The sequence below is a fragment of the Burkholderia sp. BCC1993 genome (assembly GCF_905339865.1).
Classification (GTDB): domain Bacteria; phylum Pseudomonadota; class Gammaproteobacteria; order Burkholderiales; family Burkholderiaceae; genus Burkholderia.
In genome coordinates this window covers 197,572-214,781 of sequence record NZ_CAJPGZ010000007.1, presented here as the reverse complement: position 1 = coordinate 214,781, position 17,210 = coordinate 197,572, and the positions used below count along the sequence as shown (strand labels likewise).

At 67.5% G+C, this 17,210-nt stretch carries 14 protein-coding genes; 10 read left to right on the top strand and 4 right to left on the bottom strand.

Features of this window, described 5'->3' with window-relative positions; all coding sequences use genetic code 11:
• Positions 1-27: 27 nt before the first annotated feature.
• Positions 28-306 carry a hypothetical protein gene (locus U4Y91_RS13690; protein WP_321805477.1) on the bottom strand — a complete coding sequence of 93 codons (279 nt, stop codon included), beginning with the start codon at positions 304-306 and terminating at the stop codon, positions 28-30.
• 258 nt (positions 307-564) lie between these two features.
• Here U4Y91_RS13690 and ompR point away from each other — a divergent pair, with 258 nt between their 5' ends.
• The 4 genes from ompR to U4Y91_RS13670 all read left to right on the top strand — a co-directional run bounded on the left by ompR (position 565) and on the right by U4Y91_RS13670 (position 4,043).
• Positions 565-1,299 carry a two-component system response regulator OmpR gene (ompR, locus tag U4Y91_RS13685; protein ID WP_004192636.1) on the top strand — a complete coding sequence of 245 codons (735 nt, stop codon included), beginning with the start codon at positions 565-567 and terminating at the stop codon, positions 1,297-1,299.
• Positions 1,300-1,339: 40 nt separating this feature from the next.
• Positions 1,340-2,701: an ATP-binding protein gene (locus tag U4Y91_RS13680; protein WP_044843721.1), complete on the top strand. Its 1,362-nt coding sequence runs from the start codon at positions 1,340-1,342 to the stop codon at positions 2,699-2,701.
• A 189-nt stretch (positions 2,702-2,890) separates the two neighbouring features.
• Positions 2,891-3,439 carry a peroxiredoxin gene (locus U4Y91_RS13675; protein ID WP_031399305.1) on the top strand — a complete coding sequence of 183 codons (549 nt, stop codon included), beginning with the start codon at positions 2,891-2,893 and terminating at the stop codon, positions 3,437-3,439.
• 76 nt (positions 3,440-3,515) lie between these two features.
• Positions 3,516-4,043 carry a carboxymuconolactone decarboxylase family protein gene (locus U4Y91_RS13670; protein ID WP_321805476.1) on the top strand — a complete coding sequence of 176 codons (528 nt, stop codon included), beginning with the start codon at positions 3,516-3,518 and terminating at the stop codon, positions 4,041-4,043.
• Positions 4,044-4,168: 125 nt separating this feature from the next.
• On the opposite strand, the gene ispF is transcribed toward U4Y91_RS13670, so the two are convergent.
• Positions 4,169-4,654, bottom strand: a complete 486-nt coding sequence (ispF, locus tag U4Y91_RS13665) for a 2-C-methyl-D-erythritol 2,4-cyclodiphosphate synthase (protein ID WP_044843723.1) — start codon at positions 4,652-4,654, stop codon at positions 4,169-4,171.
• 29 nt (positions 4,655-4,683) lie between these two features.
• Entirely contained in the window at positions 4,684-5,394 is a 711-nt protein-coding gene (gene ispD / locus U4Y91_RS13660; RefSeq protein ID WP_044843724.1) for a 2-C-methyl-D-erythritol 4-phosphate cytidylyltransferase, read from the bottom strand.
• Between the two features lie 108 nt (positions 5,395-5,502).
• Here ispD and mfd point away from each other — a divergent pair, with 108 nt between their 5' ends.
• The 4 genes from mfd (at position 5,503) to U4Y91_RS13640 (ending at position 11,974) form a co-directional block, all read left to right on the top strand.
• Entirely contained in the window at positions 5,503-8,973 is a 3,471-nt protein-coding gene (mfd, locus tag U4Y91_RS13655) for a transcription-repair coupling factor (protein WP_321805475.1), read from the top strand.
• Positions 8,974-9,069: 96 nt separating this feature from the next.
• Positions 9,070-10,290, top strand: a complete 1,221-nt coding sequence (gene argE / locus U4Y91_RS13650; RefSeq protein WP_321805474.1) for an acetylornithine deacetylase — start codon at positions 9,070-9,072, stop codon at positions 10,288-10,290.
• Between the two features lie 60 nt (positions 10,291-10,350).
• Positions 10,351-11,370, top strand: a complete 1,020-nt coding sequence (locus tag U4Y91_RS13645; protein ID WP_321805473.1) for a threonine/serine dehydratase — start codon at positions 10,351-10,353, stop codon at positions 11,368-11,370.
• A gap of 184 nt (positions 11,371-11,554) precedes the next feature.
• Positions 11,555-11,974 (top strand): DUF3574 domain-containing protein, encoded by a 420-nt coding sequence (locus U4Y91_RS13640; RefSeq protein ID WP_321805582.1) that lies wholly within the window; start codon positions 11,555-11,557, stop codon positions 11,972-11,974.
• 88 nt (positions 11,975-12,062) lie between these two features.
• On the opposite strand, the gene U4Y91_RS13635 is transcribed toward U4Y91_RS13640, so the two are convergent.
• A complete protein-coding gene (locus U4Y91_RS13635; RefSeq protein WP_321805472.1) occupies positions 12,063-14,582 on the bottom strand; it encodes a penicillin-binding protein 1A in 2,520 nt (839 codons plus the stop codon).
• A gap of 438 nt (positions 14,583-15,020) precedes the next feature.
• On the opposite strand from U4Y91_RS13635, the gene U4Y91_RS13630 reads away from it, so the two are divergent.
• Positions 15,021-15,701: a PspA/IM30 family protein gene (locus U4Y91_RS13630; RefSeq protein ID WP_044843730.1), complete on the top strand. Its 681-nt coding sequence runs from the start codon at positions 15,021-15,023 to the stop codon at positions 15,699-15,701.
• An 82-nt stretch (positions 15,702-15,783) separates the two neighbouring features.
• A complete protein-coding gene (locus U4Y91_RS13625; protein ID WP_321805471.1) occupies positions 15,784-16,992 on the top strand; it encodes a tetratricopeptide repeat protein in 1,209 nt (402 codons plus the stop codon).
• Positions 16,993-17,210: the final 218 nt, after the last annotated feature.

Below are 17,210 nucleotides of genomic sequence, written 5' to 3'. Positions count from 1 at the left end.
TCCGCGCCGTGCGAACGCGCGTGCGTGTCAGCGCTTGTACAGCTCGCGAACGGCGTCCTCGATGTGCTGGCGCAGCAGGTGGCGCTCCTCGGGCGTCATGTGCCCGTCGCGACGGTGCTGTTCGAGATCGGGAGGCACGGCGGAACGGACCGCCATGTCGGCGGCGCGGTCGGGCTGCGGCGCTTTGCCGCGCGGCAGCTTGCGCGACGAGGCGCCCTGCTCGGGGCGCTGCGCATACGCGAAGTTCGACGCATATGGACCGGCAAGTGCGATCGTCAGCATCAGTGCAATCCGGGCAGATCGCATGACCGTCCTCGCTTCTCTGGTCGATTTGTTCCCTTCGTCACGCGGCAACCGGTTACCTCTGGTACTTGAAAAACCCTGCGGAATTCGGGTGTACAAAGATGAAAGATGGAGTGCAGGGGAGTATCTACCGAATTTCAGCTTCGAGTAAAGGAATCTCTATAGCCTGCCTTTACTCCGCGCGACACTCCGGGTAAATTTTGTAACGGACTGTAACGCGCGAAAATACGCGACCGTGCGTGATTTCCCATTCGCGATAAGATGCCGCTCATGGAAACGAAAAACCCCTCCAAGATTCTCGTCGTCGACGACGACCCGCGCCTGCGCGATCTGCTGCGCCGCTATCTCGGCGAGCAGGGTTTCAACGTGTACGTCGCGGAGAACGCGACCGCGATGAACAAGCTCTGGGTGCGCGAGCGCTTCGATCTGCTGGTGCTCGACCTGATGCTGCCGGGCGAAGACGGCCTGTCGATCTGCCGCCGCCTGCGCGGCAGCAACGACCGCACGCCGATCATCATGCTCACCGCGAAGGGCGAGGACGTCGACCGCATCGTCGGCCTCGAGATGGGCGCCGACGACTACCTGCCGAAGCCGTTCAACCCGCGCGAACTCGTCGCGCGCATTCACGCGGTGCTGCGCCGCCAGGCGCCGGCCGAACTGCCGGGCGCGCCATCGGAAACCACCGAGGTGTTCGAGTTCGGCGAGTTCTCGCTGAACCTCGCGACGCGCACGCTGACGAAGTCGGGCCAGGAAATTCCGCTGACGACCGGCGAATTCTCGGTGCTGAAGGTGTTCGCGCGCCATCCGCGCCAGCCGCTGTCGCGCGAAAAGCTGATGGAACTCGCCCGCGGCCGTGAATACGAAGTGTTCGACCGCAGCCTCGACGTGCAGATCTCGCGCCTGCGCAAGCTGATCGAACCGGATCCGGGCAGCCCGCGCTTCATCCAGACCGTCTGGGGCCTCGGCTACGTGTTCATCCCGGACGGCGCTGCCTGATCTTTTTCCTTTCCGGTTTCGCCCGTCCACGGCCCGTCCCATGCGTATCGACCGGCGCCTCCTGCAACTCGCGTTCGGCGGGCTGTTCTGGCGCACCTTCCTGCTGATCGCGCTGCTGATCTCGGTCAGTCTCGCCGCGTGGTTCCAGAGCTTTCGCGTGATCGAGCGCGAGCCGCGCGCGCAGCGCGTCGCGCTGCAGCTCGTCGCGATCGTGAAGCTCACGCGCACCGCCCTGCTCTATTCCGATCCCGATTTGCGGCGCGCGCTGCTGCAGGATCTCGAGAGCAACGAGGGCGTGCGCGTGTACCCGCGCGAAAAGACCGACAAATTCAAGCTGCAGCCCGACGAATCGCTGAACCGCCTGATCGAACACGACATCCGCAGCCGTCTCGGCGACGATACCGTGATCGCGCAGTCGGTCAACGACATCCCGGGCGTGTGGATCAGCTTCAAGATCGACGACGACGATTACTGGGTCGCGCTCGACCGCGACCAGCTCGACAGCGTCACGGGCCTGCAGTGGGCCGGCTGGGGCCTGTTCGCGCTCGCGCTGTCGCTGTTCGGCTCCGCGTTCATCACGAGCCTCGTGAACCGGCCGTTCTCGCGGCTCGCGCTCGCCGCGCGGCAGATCGGCTCGGGCCAGACGCCCGAGCTGCTGCCCGAGCGCGGGATGGGCGTCGCGGCCGACACCAACCGCAGCTTCAACCAGATGGTGCGCGACCTCGAACAGCTCGAGGCCGACCGCGCGCTGATGCTCGCGGGCATCTCGCACGACCTGCGCACGCCGCTCGCGCGGCTGCGGCTCGAGACCGAGATGAGCCCGTCCGACCAGGCGACCAAGGACGCGATGGTCGACGACATCGAGCAGATGGACCGCATCATCGCGGCGTTCATCGACTACGCGCGCCCGACCCAGCGCAAGCCGGAGCCGGTCGACCTGTCGTCGATCGCGCACGAAGTCGCCGCGCGCGTGTCGGGCGAGGACGGTGTCGAGATCCGCACGCGGCTCGCGCCGACCGCCGTGATCGAAGCCGACGAGACCGACATGCGCCGCGTGATCGGCAACCTCGTCGAGAACGCGCGTAAATACGGCCAGAGCCGCGACGACGGCGTGTCGCGCATCACGCTCGAGACGCGCGTGACGCACGCGCGCGTCGAGCTGTCGGTGAGCGACGAGGGCCCGGGCATCCCCGAGGACCAGCTGCCGCTCGTGATGCGGCCGTTCTATCGCGTCGATACGGCGCGCACCAAGGCGGACGGCACGGGGCTCGGCATGGCGATCGTGCTGCGCCTCGTCGGCCGCTATCGCGGCGCGCTGCGCCTGCGCAACCGCAGCCCCGAAGCGGGCCTCGAAGTTACCCTCGAATTCCCCGGCGCCGGCAAGGCGCGTGCGACGGCGTGACGCGTTCGCGCACGCTTCTTGCGCGTCACACTATCGGCGCGGTTGAAAAAAACTATGGGAATCGTTAGTCAAAAACTATTGAAGCGACTTATTAATAGTGTTATAGTCGTGCCCATGCTGTCACATCAACGTTGCAGCACCGAGGTAGCTTGACTCAGTCTTCTTCCCAACTCATACAGGAGTATCCGCATGAAAACCGTGGGCGATAAACTCGAAGCATTCACCGTCGTAGCCGCGAAGCCGGGCTTCAACAATCACGAGGAAAACGGCCAGTCGGCGTTCGAGACCGTCACCGAAGCGTCGTTCCCGGGCAAGTGGAAGATCATCTACTTCTATCCGAAGGATTTCACGTTCGTGTGCCCGACGGAAATCGTCGAGTTCGCGAAGCTGACGAAGCAGTTCGAAGAGCGCGACGCCGTCCTGCTCGGCGGCAGCTCGGACAACGAATTCGTGAAGCTCGCATGGCGCCGTGAGCACAAGGACCTGAACAAGCTGAACCACTACTCGTTCGGCGACGTCAAGGGCGAGCTGATCGACCAGCTCGGCGTGCGCGACAAGGAAGCCGGCGTGGCCCTGCGCGCGACGTTCATCGTCGACCCGGACAACACGATCCAGCACGTTTCGGTGAACAACCTGAACGTCGGCCGTAGCCCGGAAGAAGTCCTGCGCATTCTGGACGGCCTGCAAACGGACGAACTGTGCCCGTGCAACCGTGCAGTCGGCGGCGCAACGCTGTAAGCGCATCGATGCACGAAGCCCGCGGCGCACGTCCTGCCTGCGGGCTTTTTTAACGGCCAACTCATAGGAGATATCAATGGAATTCATCGACTCGATTAAGGCACGTATCCCCGACTACGCGAAGGACATTCGCCTGAACCTCGACGGCACGATCTCGCGCTCGTCGCTCGAAGGCACCGATGCAGTCGGCGTCGCGCTGGCGGCGGCGGTCGCGACGAAGAGCACCGTGCTCGTGAAGACGATCCGCGAAGCCGGCGTGCTGTCGCCCGAAGAGACGAACGCCGTGCTGACGGCGGCCGCGCTGATGGGGATGAACAACACCTGGTATCCGTATGTCGAGATGGCCGACGATGCCGACCTGAAGACGCAGCGCGCCGAGCTGCGGATGGGCGCGTATGCGTCGCACGGCGGCGTCGACAAGCGCCGGTTCGAGATGTACGCGCTCGCCGCGTCGATCGTCGGCAAGTGCCACTTCTGCGTGAAGTCGCACTACGCGCTGCTGAAGAACGAGCAAGGGATGACGACGACGCAGCTGCGCGACGTCGGCCGCATCGCGTCGGTGATCAACGCCGCCGCGCAGGTGATCGCCGCCGAAGGCGAATAAGCGGCCGCGCAAGCGGCGGCCAAGCGCGCCGGATCGCGCCGCAAAACGAAAATGCCACGCAAGCGCGTGGCATTTTTCATTCCGGCGGCGCAACCTGCGCGCCGCTTCGGACCGGCGTCAGGCGCTCACGCGCCCTGCTTCACCAGCAGCGCGGCGGCCTGCGCCTCGATGCCCTCGCCGCGGCCGAGATAGCCGAGCTTCTCGTTGGTCTTCGCCTTCACGTTCACGCGCTCGAGCGGCAGGCCGAGATCGGCCGCGAGGTTCGCGCGCATCCCGTCGATGTGCGGTGCGAGCTTCGGCGCCTGCGCGATCACCGTGCTGTCGACGTTCTGGATCGTGAAGCCGGCCGCCTTCACGCGGGCGACGCACTCGCGCAGCAGCACGCGGCTGTCCGCGCCCTTGAACGCCGCGTCGGTGTCGGAGAAATGGCGGCCGATGTCGCCGAGCGCCGCCGCGCCGAACAGCGCGTCGGTGATCGCGTGCAGCAGCACGTCCGCGTCCGAGTGGCCGAGCAGGCCGCGCTCGTACGGAATCGTCACGCCGCCGATGATGAGGGGGCGCCCCGGGACGAGCTGGTGCACGTCGTAGCCTTGTCCGATTCTGAAGTCCATGCGTAATCCGGTTTGAGATGAGGTGAAAGTCAGGAAGCGTTCGCGGGGCGCGCGAGGATCGCTTCCGCGAGCGCGAAATCTTCCGGGTACGTGACCTTGAAGTTGCGCAGGCTGCCCTGCACGACGCGCGGCGTATGGCCGGCCCATTCGATCGCGCTGGCCTCGTCGGTCAGGTCGTGCCCTTCGCGCTGCGCGCGCAGGATCGCGTCGCGCAGCATGCCGATGCGGAACATCTGCGGCGTCTGCGCCTGCCACAGCGCGTCGCGCGACTCGGTGCGCGCGATCGCGTCGCCGCCGGCCGGCACGCGCTTGAGCGTATCGGCCACCGGCAGCGCGACGATGCCGCCGACCGGGTCGTCCTTCAGCGTCGCGACCAGCGTGCGGATCAGTTCCGGCGTGATGCCCGGGCGCGCGGCGTCGTGCACGAGCACCCAGTCCTGCTCGGTCGCGCCGAATTCGGCCAGCTCGAGCAGCCCGTTGAGCACCGACGCCTGCCGCGAGCCGCCGCCGCAGCGGCGCACCGCGAAGCGCAGGCCCGCGAAGCGGCGCGCGTCGAAGTGCGTGTCGTCGGGCGCGAGGACGACGAGCGTCTGCGCGAATTCGCTGCACGCGTCGAACGCGGCGAGCGTGTAATGCAGGAGCGCGCGGCCGGCCAGCGTGCGGTATTGCTTCGGCACGGCCGAACCGGAACGGCTGCCCGTGCCGGCGCAAGGAATCAGGGCGAAAAGTCGGGGAGTCACGAAGGGGAAACGCCGGAAAGATGAAATCGAGAAGCGGATTTTATAATAGGTCTTTCGTCTCGACCGGCGCGCCGCGCCGCGCCCGTGCCCGCCACCCCTGCCGTCCCTATGCCAGACAACGCTTCCACCCCGTTCGCCTCGCCCGTCGCCCGCGTCAAACCGGGCCAGCGGTTCGCCTTCGACGGCGCGCACGGCTCCGCCGACGCACTCGCCATCGCCCGCTATCTCGCCGACAACCGCGCCGCGGTCCCGCTCCTTGCGGTGATCTGCGCGAACGCGGTCGACGCGCAGCGGCTGTCGCAGGAACTCCGCTACTTCTCGCCGGAGGCGCGCGTGCGCCTGCTGCCGGACTGGGAGACGCTGCCGTACGACACGTTCTCGCCGCACCAGGATCTCGTCTCCGAGCGGCTCGCGACGCTGCACGACCTCGGCGAGGGCCGCTGCGACATCCTGCTGGTGCCCGCGACCACCGCGCTGTACCGGATGCCGCCCGCGTCGTTCATGGCCGCGTACACCTTCGCGTTCGCGCAGGGCGAGCGGCTCGACGAGGCGAAGCTGAAGGCGCAGCTCACGCTGGCCGGCTACGAGCACGTGAGCCAGGTCGTGCGGCCCGGCGAATACTGCGTGCGCGGCTCGCTGATCGACCTGTACCCGATGGGCTCGCCGCTGCCGTACCGGATCGACCTGTTCGACGACCAGGTCGACTCGATCCGCGCGTTCGATCCCGATACGCAGCGCAGCCTCTATCCGGTGCGCGACGTGCGCCTCCTGCCCGGCCGCGAGTTTCCGTTCGACGAAGCGGCGCGCACGGCGTTTCGCAGCCGCTGGCGCGAGACCTTCGAAGGCGACCCGAGCCGCGCGCCGATCTACAAGGACATCGGCAACGGCGTGCCGTCGGCCGGCATCGAGTACTACCTGCCGCTGTTCTTCGACGAGACGGCCACGCTGTTCCACTACCTGCCGCAGGATGCGCACCTCGTGTTCGCCGGCGACCTCGAAGCGTCGATCCGCCGCTTCACGGCCGATACGAAGCAGCGTCACGCGTTCCTCGCGCACGATCGCGAGCGGCCGATCCTCGAGCCGCAGCGCCTGTTCCTGTCCGACGAGGATTTCTTCGGGTTCGCGAAGCCATTCGCGCGCGTCGTGCTGCCCGCGCAGCCGGCCGGCGGCTGGGCGACGGCGCTGCCCGAGCTCACCGTCGACCGCCACGCGGACGATCCGCTCGCCGCGCTGCGCACCTTCGTCGAATCGTCGGGCAAGCGCGTGCTGCTGACGGTCGAATCGGCCGGCCGCCGCGAAACGATCCTGCAACTGCTCGCCGAGCATCGCCTGCGCCCGGCGTCGAACGACCACTTCGCGGGCTGGCTCGAAAGCGACGCGCCCTTCGCGCTCGGCGTCGCGCCGCTCGCGAGCGGCTTCGCGGTGCCGGGCGAAGGCTACGCGATCGTCACCGAAACCGAGCTGTACGGCGCGCTCGGCCGCCGCGCCGGGCGCCGCCGCCAGGAGCAGGCGAGCAACGTCGACGCGATGGTGCGCGACCTGTCGGAGCTGAAGGTCGGCGATCCGGTCGTGCATGCGCAGCACGGCATCGGCCGCTACATGGGCCTCGTGTCGATGGATCTCGGCGAAGGCGAGACCGAGTTCCTGCATCTCGAATACGCGGGCGACAGCAAGCTCTACGTGCCGGTCGCGCAGCTGCACGTGATCTCGCGCTACAGCGGCGCCGATCCCGACAGCGCGCCGCTGCACGCGCTCGGCTCGGGCCAGTGGGAGCGCGCGAAGCGCAAGGCCGCGCAGCAGATCCGCGATACGGCCGCCGAGCTGCTGAACCTGTACGCGCGCCGCGCGGCCCGCGAAGGCCATGCGTTCGCGCTCGAGCCGCGCGACTACGTGAAGTTCGCGGAAAGCTTCGGCTTCGAGGAAACGCCCGACCAGGCCGCGGCGATCGCGGCCGTGATCGGCGACATGACGAGCGGCAAGCCGATGGACCGCCTCGTGTGCGGCGACGTCGGCTTCGGCAAGACCGAGGTCGCGCTGCGCGCCGCATTCATCGCGGTGATGGGCGGCAAGCAGGTCGCGCTGCTGTCGCCGACCACGCTGCTCGCCGAGCAGCACACGCAGACCTTCGCCGACCGCTTCGCCGACTGGCCGGTGCGCATCGTCGAGCTGTCGCGCTTCAAGACCGCGAAGGAAGTGAACGCGGCGATCGCGCAGATCAACGAAGGCAGCGTCGACATCGTGATCGGCACGCACAAGCTGCTGTCGTCGGACGTGCAGTTCAAGCGGCTCGGCCTCGTGATCATCGACGAGGAGCACCGCTTCGGCGTGCGCCAGAAGGAAGCGCTGAAGGCGCTGCGCGCGGAAGTCGACGTGCTGACGCTGACCGCGACGCCGATCCCGCGCACGCTCGGGATGGCGCTCGAGGGCTTGCGCGACTTCTCGGTGATCGCGACCGCGCCGCAGAAGCGGCTCGCGATCAAGACCTTCGTGCGCCGCGAGGAGGAAAGCGTGATCCGCGAGGCGATGCTGCGCGAGCTGAAGCGCGGCGGCCAGGTGTACTTCCTGCACAACGAGGTCGAGACGATCGAGAACCGCAAGGCGATGCTCGAGGAGCTCGTGCCCGAAGCGCGCATCGTGATCGCGCACGGCCAGATGCACGAGCGCGAGCTCGAACGCGTGATGCGCGATTTCGTCGCGCAGCGCGCGAACGTGCTGCTGTGCACGACCATCATCGAGACCGGCATCGACGTGCCGAGCGCGAACACGATCATCATGCATCGCTCGGACAAGTTCGGCCTCGCGCAGTTGCACCAGCTGCGCGGCCGCGTCGGCCGTTCGCACCACCAGGCGTATGCATACCTGCTGGTCCACGACCCGCAGTCGCTGACCAAGCAGGCGCAGCGCCGCCTCGAGGCGATCCAGCAGATGGAGGAGCTCGGTTCGGGCTTCTATCTCGCGATGCACGACCTCGAGATCCGCGGCACCGGCGAGGTGCTCGGCGACAAGCAGTCGGGCGAGATCCACGAGATCGGCTTCCAGCTGTATACCGACATGCTGAACGACGCCGTGAAGGCGCTGAAGAACGGCAAGGAGCCCGACCTCACCGCCCCGCTCGCCGCGACGACGGAAATCAACCTGCATGCGCCCGCGATCCTGCCGGCCGACTACTGCGTGGACGTGCAGGAGCGGCTGTCGCTGTACAAGCGGCTCGCGAACTGCGAGCACGGCGACGCGATCGACGGCATCCAGGAAGAGCTGATCGACCGCTTCGGCAAGCTGCCGCCGCAGGCGCACGCGCTCGTCGAGACGCACCGGCTGCGCCTCGCCGCGAAGCCGCTCGGCATCGTCAAGATCGACGCGAGCGAGGCCGCGATCGGGCTGCAGTTCGAGCCGAACCCGCCGATCGATCCGATGCGGATCATCGAGATGGTGCAGAAGCACCGGCACATCAAGCTCGCGGGCCAGGACAAGCTGCGCATCGAGACGCGCTCGCCCGATCTCGCGATCCGCGTGTCGACGATCAAGGAAACGCTGCGCGCGCTCGCCCCGCGCGCCGACGCGACGAGCGCCGCACGCTGACGGCACGGCCGCGATGCTGCACCGCATCGCGGCCGGCGCAGGCGGGCCGGCGCGTTTTTGAGTATGATTTTCCCATTCCTCAGACGGAGTTTTGCCATGTCCACTCTCGACGCGCCGGCGCCGTCCGCCGCAACCCAAGGCGACGCTTCGCTTGTCAGCCTGCCCTGGATCAAGCAGCTGGTGTCGATGGACACGACGAGCCGCGTGCCGAACCTCGGCCTGATCGAAACGGTGCGCGACGCGCTCGCCGCGAAAGGCATCGCGTCGACGCTCACACACGATCCGCGCGAAGGCTGGGCCAACCTGTTCGCGACCGTGCCCGCGCACGACGGCTCGACCGACGGCGGCATCGTGCTGTCGGGTCACACCGACGTCGTGCCGGTCGACGGCCAGCAGTGGGACAGCAACCCGTTCGCGCCGGAGCTGCGCGACGGCCGCCTGTACGGCCGCGGCACGTGCGACATGAAGGGCTTCATCGGCACGGCGCTCGCGCTGTTGCCCGAGATGCAGGCGACGAAGCTCGCGAAGCCGATCCATTTCGCGCTGTCCTATGACGAGGAAATCGGTTGCGCGGGCGCACCGCTGCTGATCGCCGATCTCGTCAAGCGCGGCGTGAAGCCGTCCGGCTGCATCGTCGGCGAGCCGACCAGCATGCGGCCGATCATCGCGCACAAGGGCATCAACGCGTATCGCTGCTGCGTGCGCGGCCACGCGGCGCACTCGTCGCTGACGCCGAAGGGCCTGAACGCGATCGAATACGCGGCGCGCCTCATCTGCCACATCCGCGACATCGCCGAGCGCTTCCGCGCCGAAGGCCCGTTCGACGCGCTGTACGACGTGCCGTTCACGACCGCGCAGACGAGCACCATCCAGGGCGGCAACGCGATCAACACGGTGCCGGCCGAATGCCGGTTCGACTTCGAGTTCCGCAACCTGCCGACGCTCGATCCCGAGCAGATCTTCGCGCGCATCGAAGCGTATGCGCAGGAAACGCTGCTGCCGCAGATGCGTCGCGAGCATCCGAACGCGGCGATCGAGTTCTCGAAGATCGCCGCGGCGCCCGGGCTCGACGCGACCGAACAGGCCGCGATCACGCAGCTCGTGCGCGCGCTGACGGCCGACCAGGACAAGCGCAAGGTCGCCTACGGCACGGAAGCCGGCCTGTTCGAACGCGCGGGCATCCCGAGCATCGTCTGCGGGCCCGGCAACATCGAACAGGCGCACAAGCCGAACGAGTATGTCGAGCTCGCGCAGCTCGCCGCCTGCGAGCAGTTCCTGCGCAAGTTCATCCGCAGCATGTCGGTCGACGCACACTGACTGCCCCCGCCACGCTGGCCTGCATGTGCGGGCCGGCCCACTCCCGCCACCCGCCACGTCATGTCGACTGAACAACAGCGCACTGCCCATACGACGATCGACGGCGAGCCGATTCCGACGCTCGACGAAATCGCCGCGCAGCATTTCGCGTTGTCGCCGTGGGTCGCGCGCACGCCGGTGTTCGAGCGTGCCGACCTGCCGTCCCTCGAGGGCACGCACGTCAACTTCAAGTTCGAGCTGCTGCAGGTGAGTGGCAGCTTCAAGGCGCGCGGTGCGTTCACGAACCTGCTGGCACTCGACGAAGCGCGCAAGAACGCCGGCGTCACGTGCGTGTCGGCCGGCAATCACGCGGCGGCCGTCGCGTATGCAGCGATGCGGCTCGGTAGCAGCGCGAAGGTCGTGATGTTCCATACCGCGAGCCCGGCGCGCATCGCGCAGTGCAAGCAGTACCGCGCGGAAGTCGTGCTCGCCGGCAGCGCGTCGCAGGCATTCGACCTCGTGCGGCGGATCGAGGCCGAGGAAGGCCGCTTCTTCATCCATCCGTTCAACGGCTATCACACGATTCTCGGCACCGCGACGCTCGGCTACGAATGGGCGACGCAGACGCCCGATCTCGACGCGGTGATCGTGCCGATCGGCGGCGGCGGGCTCGCGGCCGGCATGGCGACCGCGCTGCGGCTCGCGAATCCGCGCGTGCACGTGTACGGCGTGGAACCGGAAGGCGCCGACGCGATGAGCCGCAGCTTCGCGGCGAATCACACGATCCAGATGAGCGCGATGCAGACCATCGCCGACTCGCTGATGGCGCCGCACACCGAGGAATACAGCTACCAGCTGTGCCGGCGCCACGTCGACCGCATCGTCACGGTGTCCGACGACGCGCTGCGCGCGGCGATGCTGTTCCTGTTCTCGCAACTGAAGCTGTCGGTCGAGCCGGCGTGCGCGGCAGCGCTCGCGGCGCTGCTCGGCCCGCTGCGCGAAACGCTGCAGGGCAAGCGGGTCGGCGTGCTGCTGTCAGGCACGAACACCGACCCCGCGACGCTCGGCATGCATCTCGCGCACGCGAAACTGCAGCACTGAACCCGCGCACGGTACTCAGGGTTATCCCCAGTTTATGTTGACAGCCCTGTTGATAACCCGCCGGACAAGCACGCAAGTGGTTGAGCGCGCAGCGTTTTACGCGCGCGAAGCGCGCCGGACGCGAAATAGGCAAATAGCGCCGCCGAACGCATGGCCCGCGACGTGGCAACGTCGTACGCGGCAGATGATCGGCGCGGCAGCCGTCGCGCTGCTCGCCGGTTGCGCGGCCCCGCCCTCGCCCGTCGTCGACGCTTCCGTTGGCTGCCTGCAGCCGGACACGCATCGGATGCTGCAGGCCGACCTGCTGTTCGGGCGCGATATCGCGGGACGCGGCCCCGTCACCGAAACGGAACGCGCGGCCTTCCTCGCCGACGTCGTCACGCCGCGCTTTCCGGACGGTTTCACGGTCTGGGACACCCGCGGCCAATGGCGCGACCGCGCCACCGGCCGGATCATCGGCGAAGCGAGTTTCGTGGTCCGTATCGTCGCCGACGACACCGCCGATACGCACGCGCGGCTCGCGGCGATCCGGCACGCGTACCGCGAGCGCTTTCGGCAGGACTCGGTCGGCATCACGCTCGTACCGGCCTGCGCGTCGTTCTGATTCGTCCTCCCGCCAGCTGATGCGCGACGACACATAAGAAAACGGGCGCCCGAAGACGCCCGCCGCATGCGACACATCCGCGTATCGCTTACTTGTTCTCGAACATGTCCATGATCTGCTGCTTCTCCTGCTGCGTGACGGGCGGCGGTGCGAGCCCTGCCGCGCCGGCCGAGCCGAGCGCGTCGTTCGCGCTGATCGCATTCGCGGCCGGGTTGATGTCCACGCTGCCGACGAAGCCGTTGCCCGGCGTGCGATCGGCGTAGTACAGTTCGCCGTCGATCGAGGTCAGGCCGTCCGGCATCGGCATCTGCTGCTCGGGCACGCCGTTCAGCGCGGTGCGCATGTAGTTCACCCAGATCGGCAACGCGAGCTGCGCGCCGAATTCGCGGCTGCCGAGGCTCTTCGGCTGGTCGAAGCCCATCCACGCGACCGCGACGAGCGACTGCTGGTAGCCGGCGAACCAGCCGTCCTTCGCATCGTTCGTCGTGCCCGTCTTGCCCTGCAGGTCGCTGCGGCCGAGCGCGTTGGTGCCCGCGCCCGTGCCGGCCGTCGCGACCGTGTGCAGCAGGCTGTTCATCACGTATGCGTTGCGGCCTTCGATCGTGCGCGGCGCGGTGCCGCCGGCGATCACCGGCTGCGATTTCTGCAGCGGCTGGCCGCGCGCGTCGTCGACTTCGGCGATCAGGTACGGATCGACCTTGTAGCCGCCGTTCGCGAACACCGCATAGCCGGTCGCGAGCTGCAGCGGCGTCACGAGGCCTGCGCCGAGCGCCATCGGCAGGTAAGGCGGCGTCTTCGCCGGATCGAAGCCGAAGCGCTGCGTCACGTACTCCTGCGCGTACTGCGTGCCGATCGACGCGAGGATCCGGATCGACACGAGGTTCTTCGAACGCTGCAGGCCGGTGCGCATCGACATCGGGCCGTCGGGCTGGTCGTCGTCCTTCGGTTCCCACGCGGTGCCGCCCGGCACGCTCGGCGGGAAGTACAGCGGCGCATCGTTGATGATCGTCGCCGGCCCGAGGCCCTTGTCGAGCGACGCCGAATAGATGAACGGCTTGAACGACGAACCCGGCTGGCGCCACGCCTGCGTCACGTGGTTGAACTTGCTCTTGTTGAAGTCGAAGCCGCCGACGAGCGAACGGATCGCACCGTCCTGCGGCGCGATCGCGACGAGCGCGCCTTCGACCTGCGGCAACTGCACGATCTGCCAGCCCGTCTTGCCGTCCTTCAGCACGCGCACGATCGAGCCGGGCTTGATGTGCAGCGTCGCGCTCGCGCGCGGGCTCAGCGCGGCCGACACGAAGCGCAGCCCGGCCGGGCCGATCGTCGTCGTGGCGCCGCCGACGAACTGCACCTCGACCGCGTTCGGCGACGCCGACAGCACCACCGCCGACTGCAGGTCGCCGTTGTCCGGGTGATCGGCGAGCGCGTCGTCGATCGCCTCGTCGCGATCGTCGCCGGCCGCCGGCAGGTTGATCGAGCCTTCCGGCCCGCGATAGCCGTGGCGGCGCTCGTAATCGAGAATGCCGCGGCGCACGGCCTGGTATGCGGCTTCCTGGTCGGCCGAGTTGATCGTCGTCGTGACGGTCAGCCCGCGCGTATAGGTTTCGTCCTTGTACTGCTGGTACATCATCTGCCGCACCATCTCGGCGACGTATTCGCCGTGCACCGCGTACTGGTTGCCCGGCGTGCGCACGCGGATCTCTTCCTTCACCGCCTGGTCGTACTGCGGCTGCGTGATGTAGCCGATCTCGAGCATGCGTTTCAGGATGTACTCCTGACGCACCTTCGCGCGCTTCGGATTGACGACCGGGTTGTACGCGGACGGCGCCTTCGGCAGCCCCGCGAGCATCGCCGCTTCCGCGAGCGTGATGTCCTTCAGGTCCTTGCCGAAATACACGCGCGCGGCGGCCGCGAAACCGTACGAGCGCTGGCCCAGGTAGATCTGGTTCATGTACAGCTCGAGGATCTGGTCCTTCGTCAGCGCTTTCTCGATCTTGTACGCGAGCAGCATCTCGTAGATCTTGCGCGTATACGTCTTCTCGCTCGACAGGAAAAAGTTGCGCGCGACCTGCATCGTGATCGTGCTCGCGCCCTGGCGCGCGCCGCCGTGCATCAGGTCGGCCACGCCGGCGCGCAGGATGCCGAGGAAGTCCACGCCGCCGTGTTCGTAGAAGCGGTAGTCCTCGATCGCGAGCACCGCCTTCTTCATCACGTCGGGAATCTCCTGGAAGCGCACGAGGCTGCGGCGCTCCTCGCCGAACTCGCCAATCAGCACGTGATCGGCGCTGAACACGCGCAGCGGCACCTTCGGCTGGTAGTTGGTCAGCGCATCGAGCGACGGCAGTTGCGGCGCCATCACGACGAGTGCGTAGCCGACGATCAGCGCACCGACGATCGCGAGCGTCGCGACGAGGCCGACGAACCACAGCGCGACGCGCGAGCCGAACGAGCGGCGAGCGCCGTCCCCGCCGCCGTTGCGCTGCGCGCGCCGGTCGTCGCCGCGGTCGTCGTCATCGGGGTAATAGGCCCCCGACGGCGAACGGCGCAACGTGTAGTGAGGTTCGTTCCGGTCGGAAGGAGAAGACGGTCGTTTAATGATTGGCATGTCGGAATGGCGGGCGGCGTGGCGCCCTCGGACGCATGCGGAAAATGCAAGCGGATGAGTCAGAGTGGGTGCATCGTGGCAACTGTCACGTCGACAGACCCCGCCGCGCGGCGATCCGTTCCCGCGACGTGACAGCGCATTTTAATGAAATCGACCGATCGGCTTCGCGATTTTTTGTAAAAATTCCCGCACAAGCGCGAATTGCGGAACGTATTGGCGCCATGCTCCGCCTATCATGGACTCGCGACCCGGTGCGTGCCGCGGCGTTTCTTTCAGATGCGAAAGGTCGGAAATCTGCACACGCACGGCGCTTGAACTCCGGCGCTTAAGCCGTATTTAAGGGGCCGGCGGTGTAATATCCGCCGGCTCACGCGGGTCGGAACCGATTCGCGACGGGCATTGCCGCCGACGCGGCACCTTTCAACCACGGAGGATTTCATGTCGCTTTTCGACTCTGTTTCGCGCACGATCAAAGGCCTGCTGAACGATGCGGCCGACTCGGTACAGGATCCGTCGCGCGACGCACGGCAGATCGTGCGGGAGCTCGACGACAGCATCGGCCGTGCCGAGAATTCGCTGATCGAGATCGAGGCACAAGTCGCGACCCAGCGCAGCAAGCGCGATGCGGCCGACGACAAGGTGAAGAAGTACGAAGACGGTGCGAAGCGCGCGCTGCAGGCGGGCGACGAAGCGCTCGCACGCGAGGCGCTCGCCGCGCAGTCGAACGCTGAAGCCGAGCGCGATGCGCTCGCGGCCGAGCTGACGACGCTCGAGCCATCGGTCGACAAGCTGAAGGGGCAGATCGCCGACATGCGTCAGCGCCGCAACGACCTGAACGCACGCTCGAACATCCTGCAGGCCAAGCAGGAAATCGCGCAGGCGAAGGACGTCGCGGCAAGCGCCTTGGGCGGCATCGGCGGCAAGAACCTGTCCGAGGACTTCCAGAAGCTCGAGGACAAGGTCGCGCTGCAGAATGCGCGTTCGGACGCCCGCCTGAATTCGGCCGACACGTCGAGCGGCAAGGCGCTCGACGACAAGCTCGCCGCGCTGAACAAGGGCCCGTCGGTCGAGGACCGCCTCGCCGCGCTGAAGAAGCAGCTCGACACGCCCGCGCAGTAACGGCAGGCAACCGCGCCGCGGCCCGCCGGGCGCGCGGCGCGCACCGATCGTCAGGAGACGGGCGCCCGCGCCCGGTTCGACCATGAAGAAATCTCTCGCCGCACTCGGCTTCTCGCTGATGCTGCTGTCGTCCGCCGCATTTGCGGTCCCGTCGCTGCAGCAAGTCGAGCAGTCGATCGCACAACGTGACTGGCAGCGCGCCGACACGCAGCTGTCGCAAGTCATCGACGCCCATCCGAACAATGCGCATGCGCGCTATCTGTACGCACAGGTGCTGGACCGCGAAGGCCGCGCGTCCGACGCGCTCGCGCAACTGCAGCGCGCGAAGTCGCTCGATCCGCAACTGCGCTTCACCGACGCGTCGCATTTCGCGCAGACCGAATCGCGCATTCGCGCCGACGCCGCGCGCGTGAGCGGCGCGAGCGGCAACGCACCGTCGGCCACGCAGGCTGGCTCGTTGCAGTCGTCGCTCGCGCCTGCCGCGCCGGTCGCGAAACACGGTCCGTCGACCGGCATGTGGATCGGCCTCGGGCTGATCGTCGCGGTCATCGCGCTGGTGCTGCGCTGGACGTTGCGGCGCGCACGCTCGGCCGACGACAGCCGTGCGGGCGACGAACGCCGCGCGCAGTTGAAACGCGCGACCGACGTGCTGAACGACATCCGTCCGCTGAAACTCGACGCGAAACTGTCGACGGCGCCCGGTGCCGCCGCGCTCACTAGCGAACTCGAAGGCATCGAGACCGATGCACGCACGCTCGTCGAAACACTGTCGAACGGCAAGAACCCGGTGCCGCCGTATCGCATCGACGAACTCGAACAGCGGCATGCGAGCGTGAAGGCGCGCGTCGAAGGCCGCCCCGATCCGAGCGCGCCGCCCGCTGCGCCCGCGAACGGCAGCGGCTCCGTGTATGCGCAGGAAGCCGATCGCGTGACCGGCATGCAAGGCCAGCCGTATCAGCAGCAACCGTACCCGCAACAGCCGTATCCGCCGCAACCGTATCCGCAACAGCAGCCGCCCGTCGTGGTTCAGCAAGGTGGCGGTTTCGGCAGCGGAATGGGCGGGCTGCTGACCGGCGTGCTGCTCGGCGAAGCGATGTCCGGCGGCCGCGAACGCGTGGTCGAACGCGACGTGATCGTCGACGACCAACGCCGGCGCCAGGAGAACAACGATCCAGGCTTCGACCTCGGCCGCGGCGACAATTCGAACTGGAGCGACGGCAATGGCAATGGCGGCGGCGGCGGCGTCGATCTCGGCAGCAACGACGACGGCTGGACCGACGACAACACCTGAGCATGGCCCACGCGGGCGTCGACGCATCGCGCCGCGCCCGCCCCCGACACCGCGCTTTCTTTCATTTCCACTCGCGCCAGCCGGTGATTTGTTAATCATTTCAAGATGGGCTACCGGCAATGGGGCACGTTCGCTATCATGCGGCCATCGGCGTGCCCCCGATCCGACCCATCAGACGCTTCGCAGCCCTGCGCGTCGCGGCACGCCTCCTCTCGCCC

Excerpts from the sequence above, each read along its gene's own strand:
- U4Y91_RS13690 (WP_321805477.1), bottom strand. The coding sequence starts at position 306 with ATGCGATCTGCCCGGATTGCACTGATGCTGACGATCGCACTTGCCGGT.
- ompR (WP_004192636.1), top strand. The coding sequence starts at position 565 with ATGCCGCTCATGGAAACGAAAAACCCCTCCAAGATTCTCGTCGTCGAC.
- U4Y91_RS13680 (WP_044843721.1), top strand. The coding sequence starts at position 1,340 with ATGCGTATCGACCGGCGCCTCCTGCAACTCGCGTTCGGCGGGCTGTTC.
- U4Y91_RS13675 (WP_031399305.1), top strand. The coding sequence starts at position 2,891 with ATGAAAACCGTGGGCGATAAACTCGAAGCATTCACCGTCGTAGCCGCG.
- U4Y91_RS13670 (WP_321805476.1), top strand. The coding sequence starts at position 3,516 with ATGGAATTCATCGACTCGATTAAGGCACGTATCCCCGACTACGCGAAG.
- ispF (WP_044843723.1), bottom strand. The coding sequence starts at position 4,654 with ATGGACTTCAGAATCGGACAAGGCTACGACGTGCACCAGCTCGTCCCG.
- mfd (WP_321805475.1), top strand. The coding sequence starts at position 5,503 with ATGCCAGACAACGCTTCCACCCCGTTCGCCTCGCCCGTCGCCCGCGTC.
- argE (WP_321805474.1), top strand. The coding sequence starts at position 9,070 with ATGTCCACTCTCGACGCGCCGGCGCCGTCCGCCGCAACCCAAGGCGAC.
- U4Y91_RS13645 (WP_321805473.1), top strand. The coding sequence starts at position 10,351 with ATGTCGACTGAACAACAGCGCACTGCCCATACGACGATCGACGGCGAG.
- U4Y91_RS13640 (WP_321805582.1), top strand. The coding sequence starts at position 11,555 with ATGATCGGCGCGGCAGCCGTCGCGCTGCTCGCCGGTTGCGCGGCCCCG.
- U4Y91_RS13635 (WP_321805472.1), bottom strand. The coding sequence starts at position 14,582 with ATGCCAATCATTAAACGACCGTCTTCTCCTTCCGACCGGAACGAACCT.
- U4Y91_RS13630 (WP_044843730.1), top strand. The coding sequence starts at position 15,021 with ATGTCGCTTTTCGACTCTGTTTCGCGCACGATCAAAGGCCTGCTGAAC.
- U4Y91_RS13625 (WP_321805471.1), top strand. The coding sequence starts at position 15,784 with ATGAAGAAATCTCTCGCCGCACTCGGCTTCTCGCTGATGCTGCTGTCG.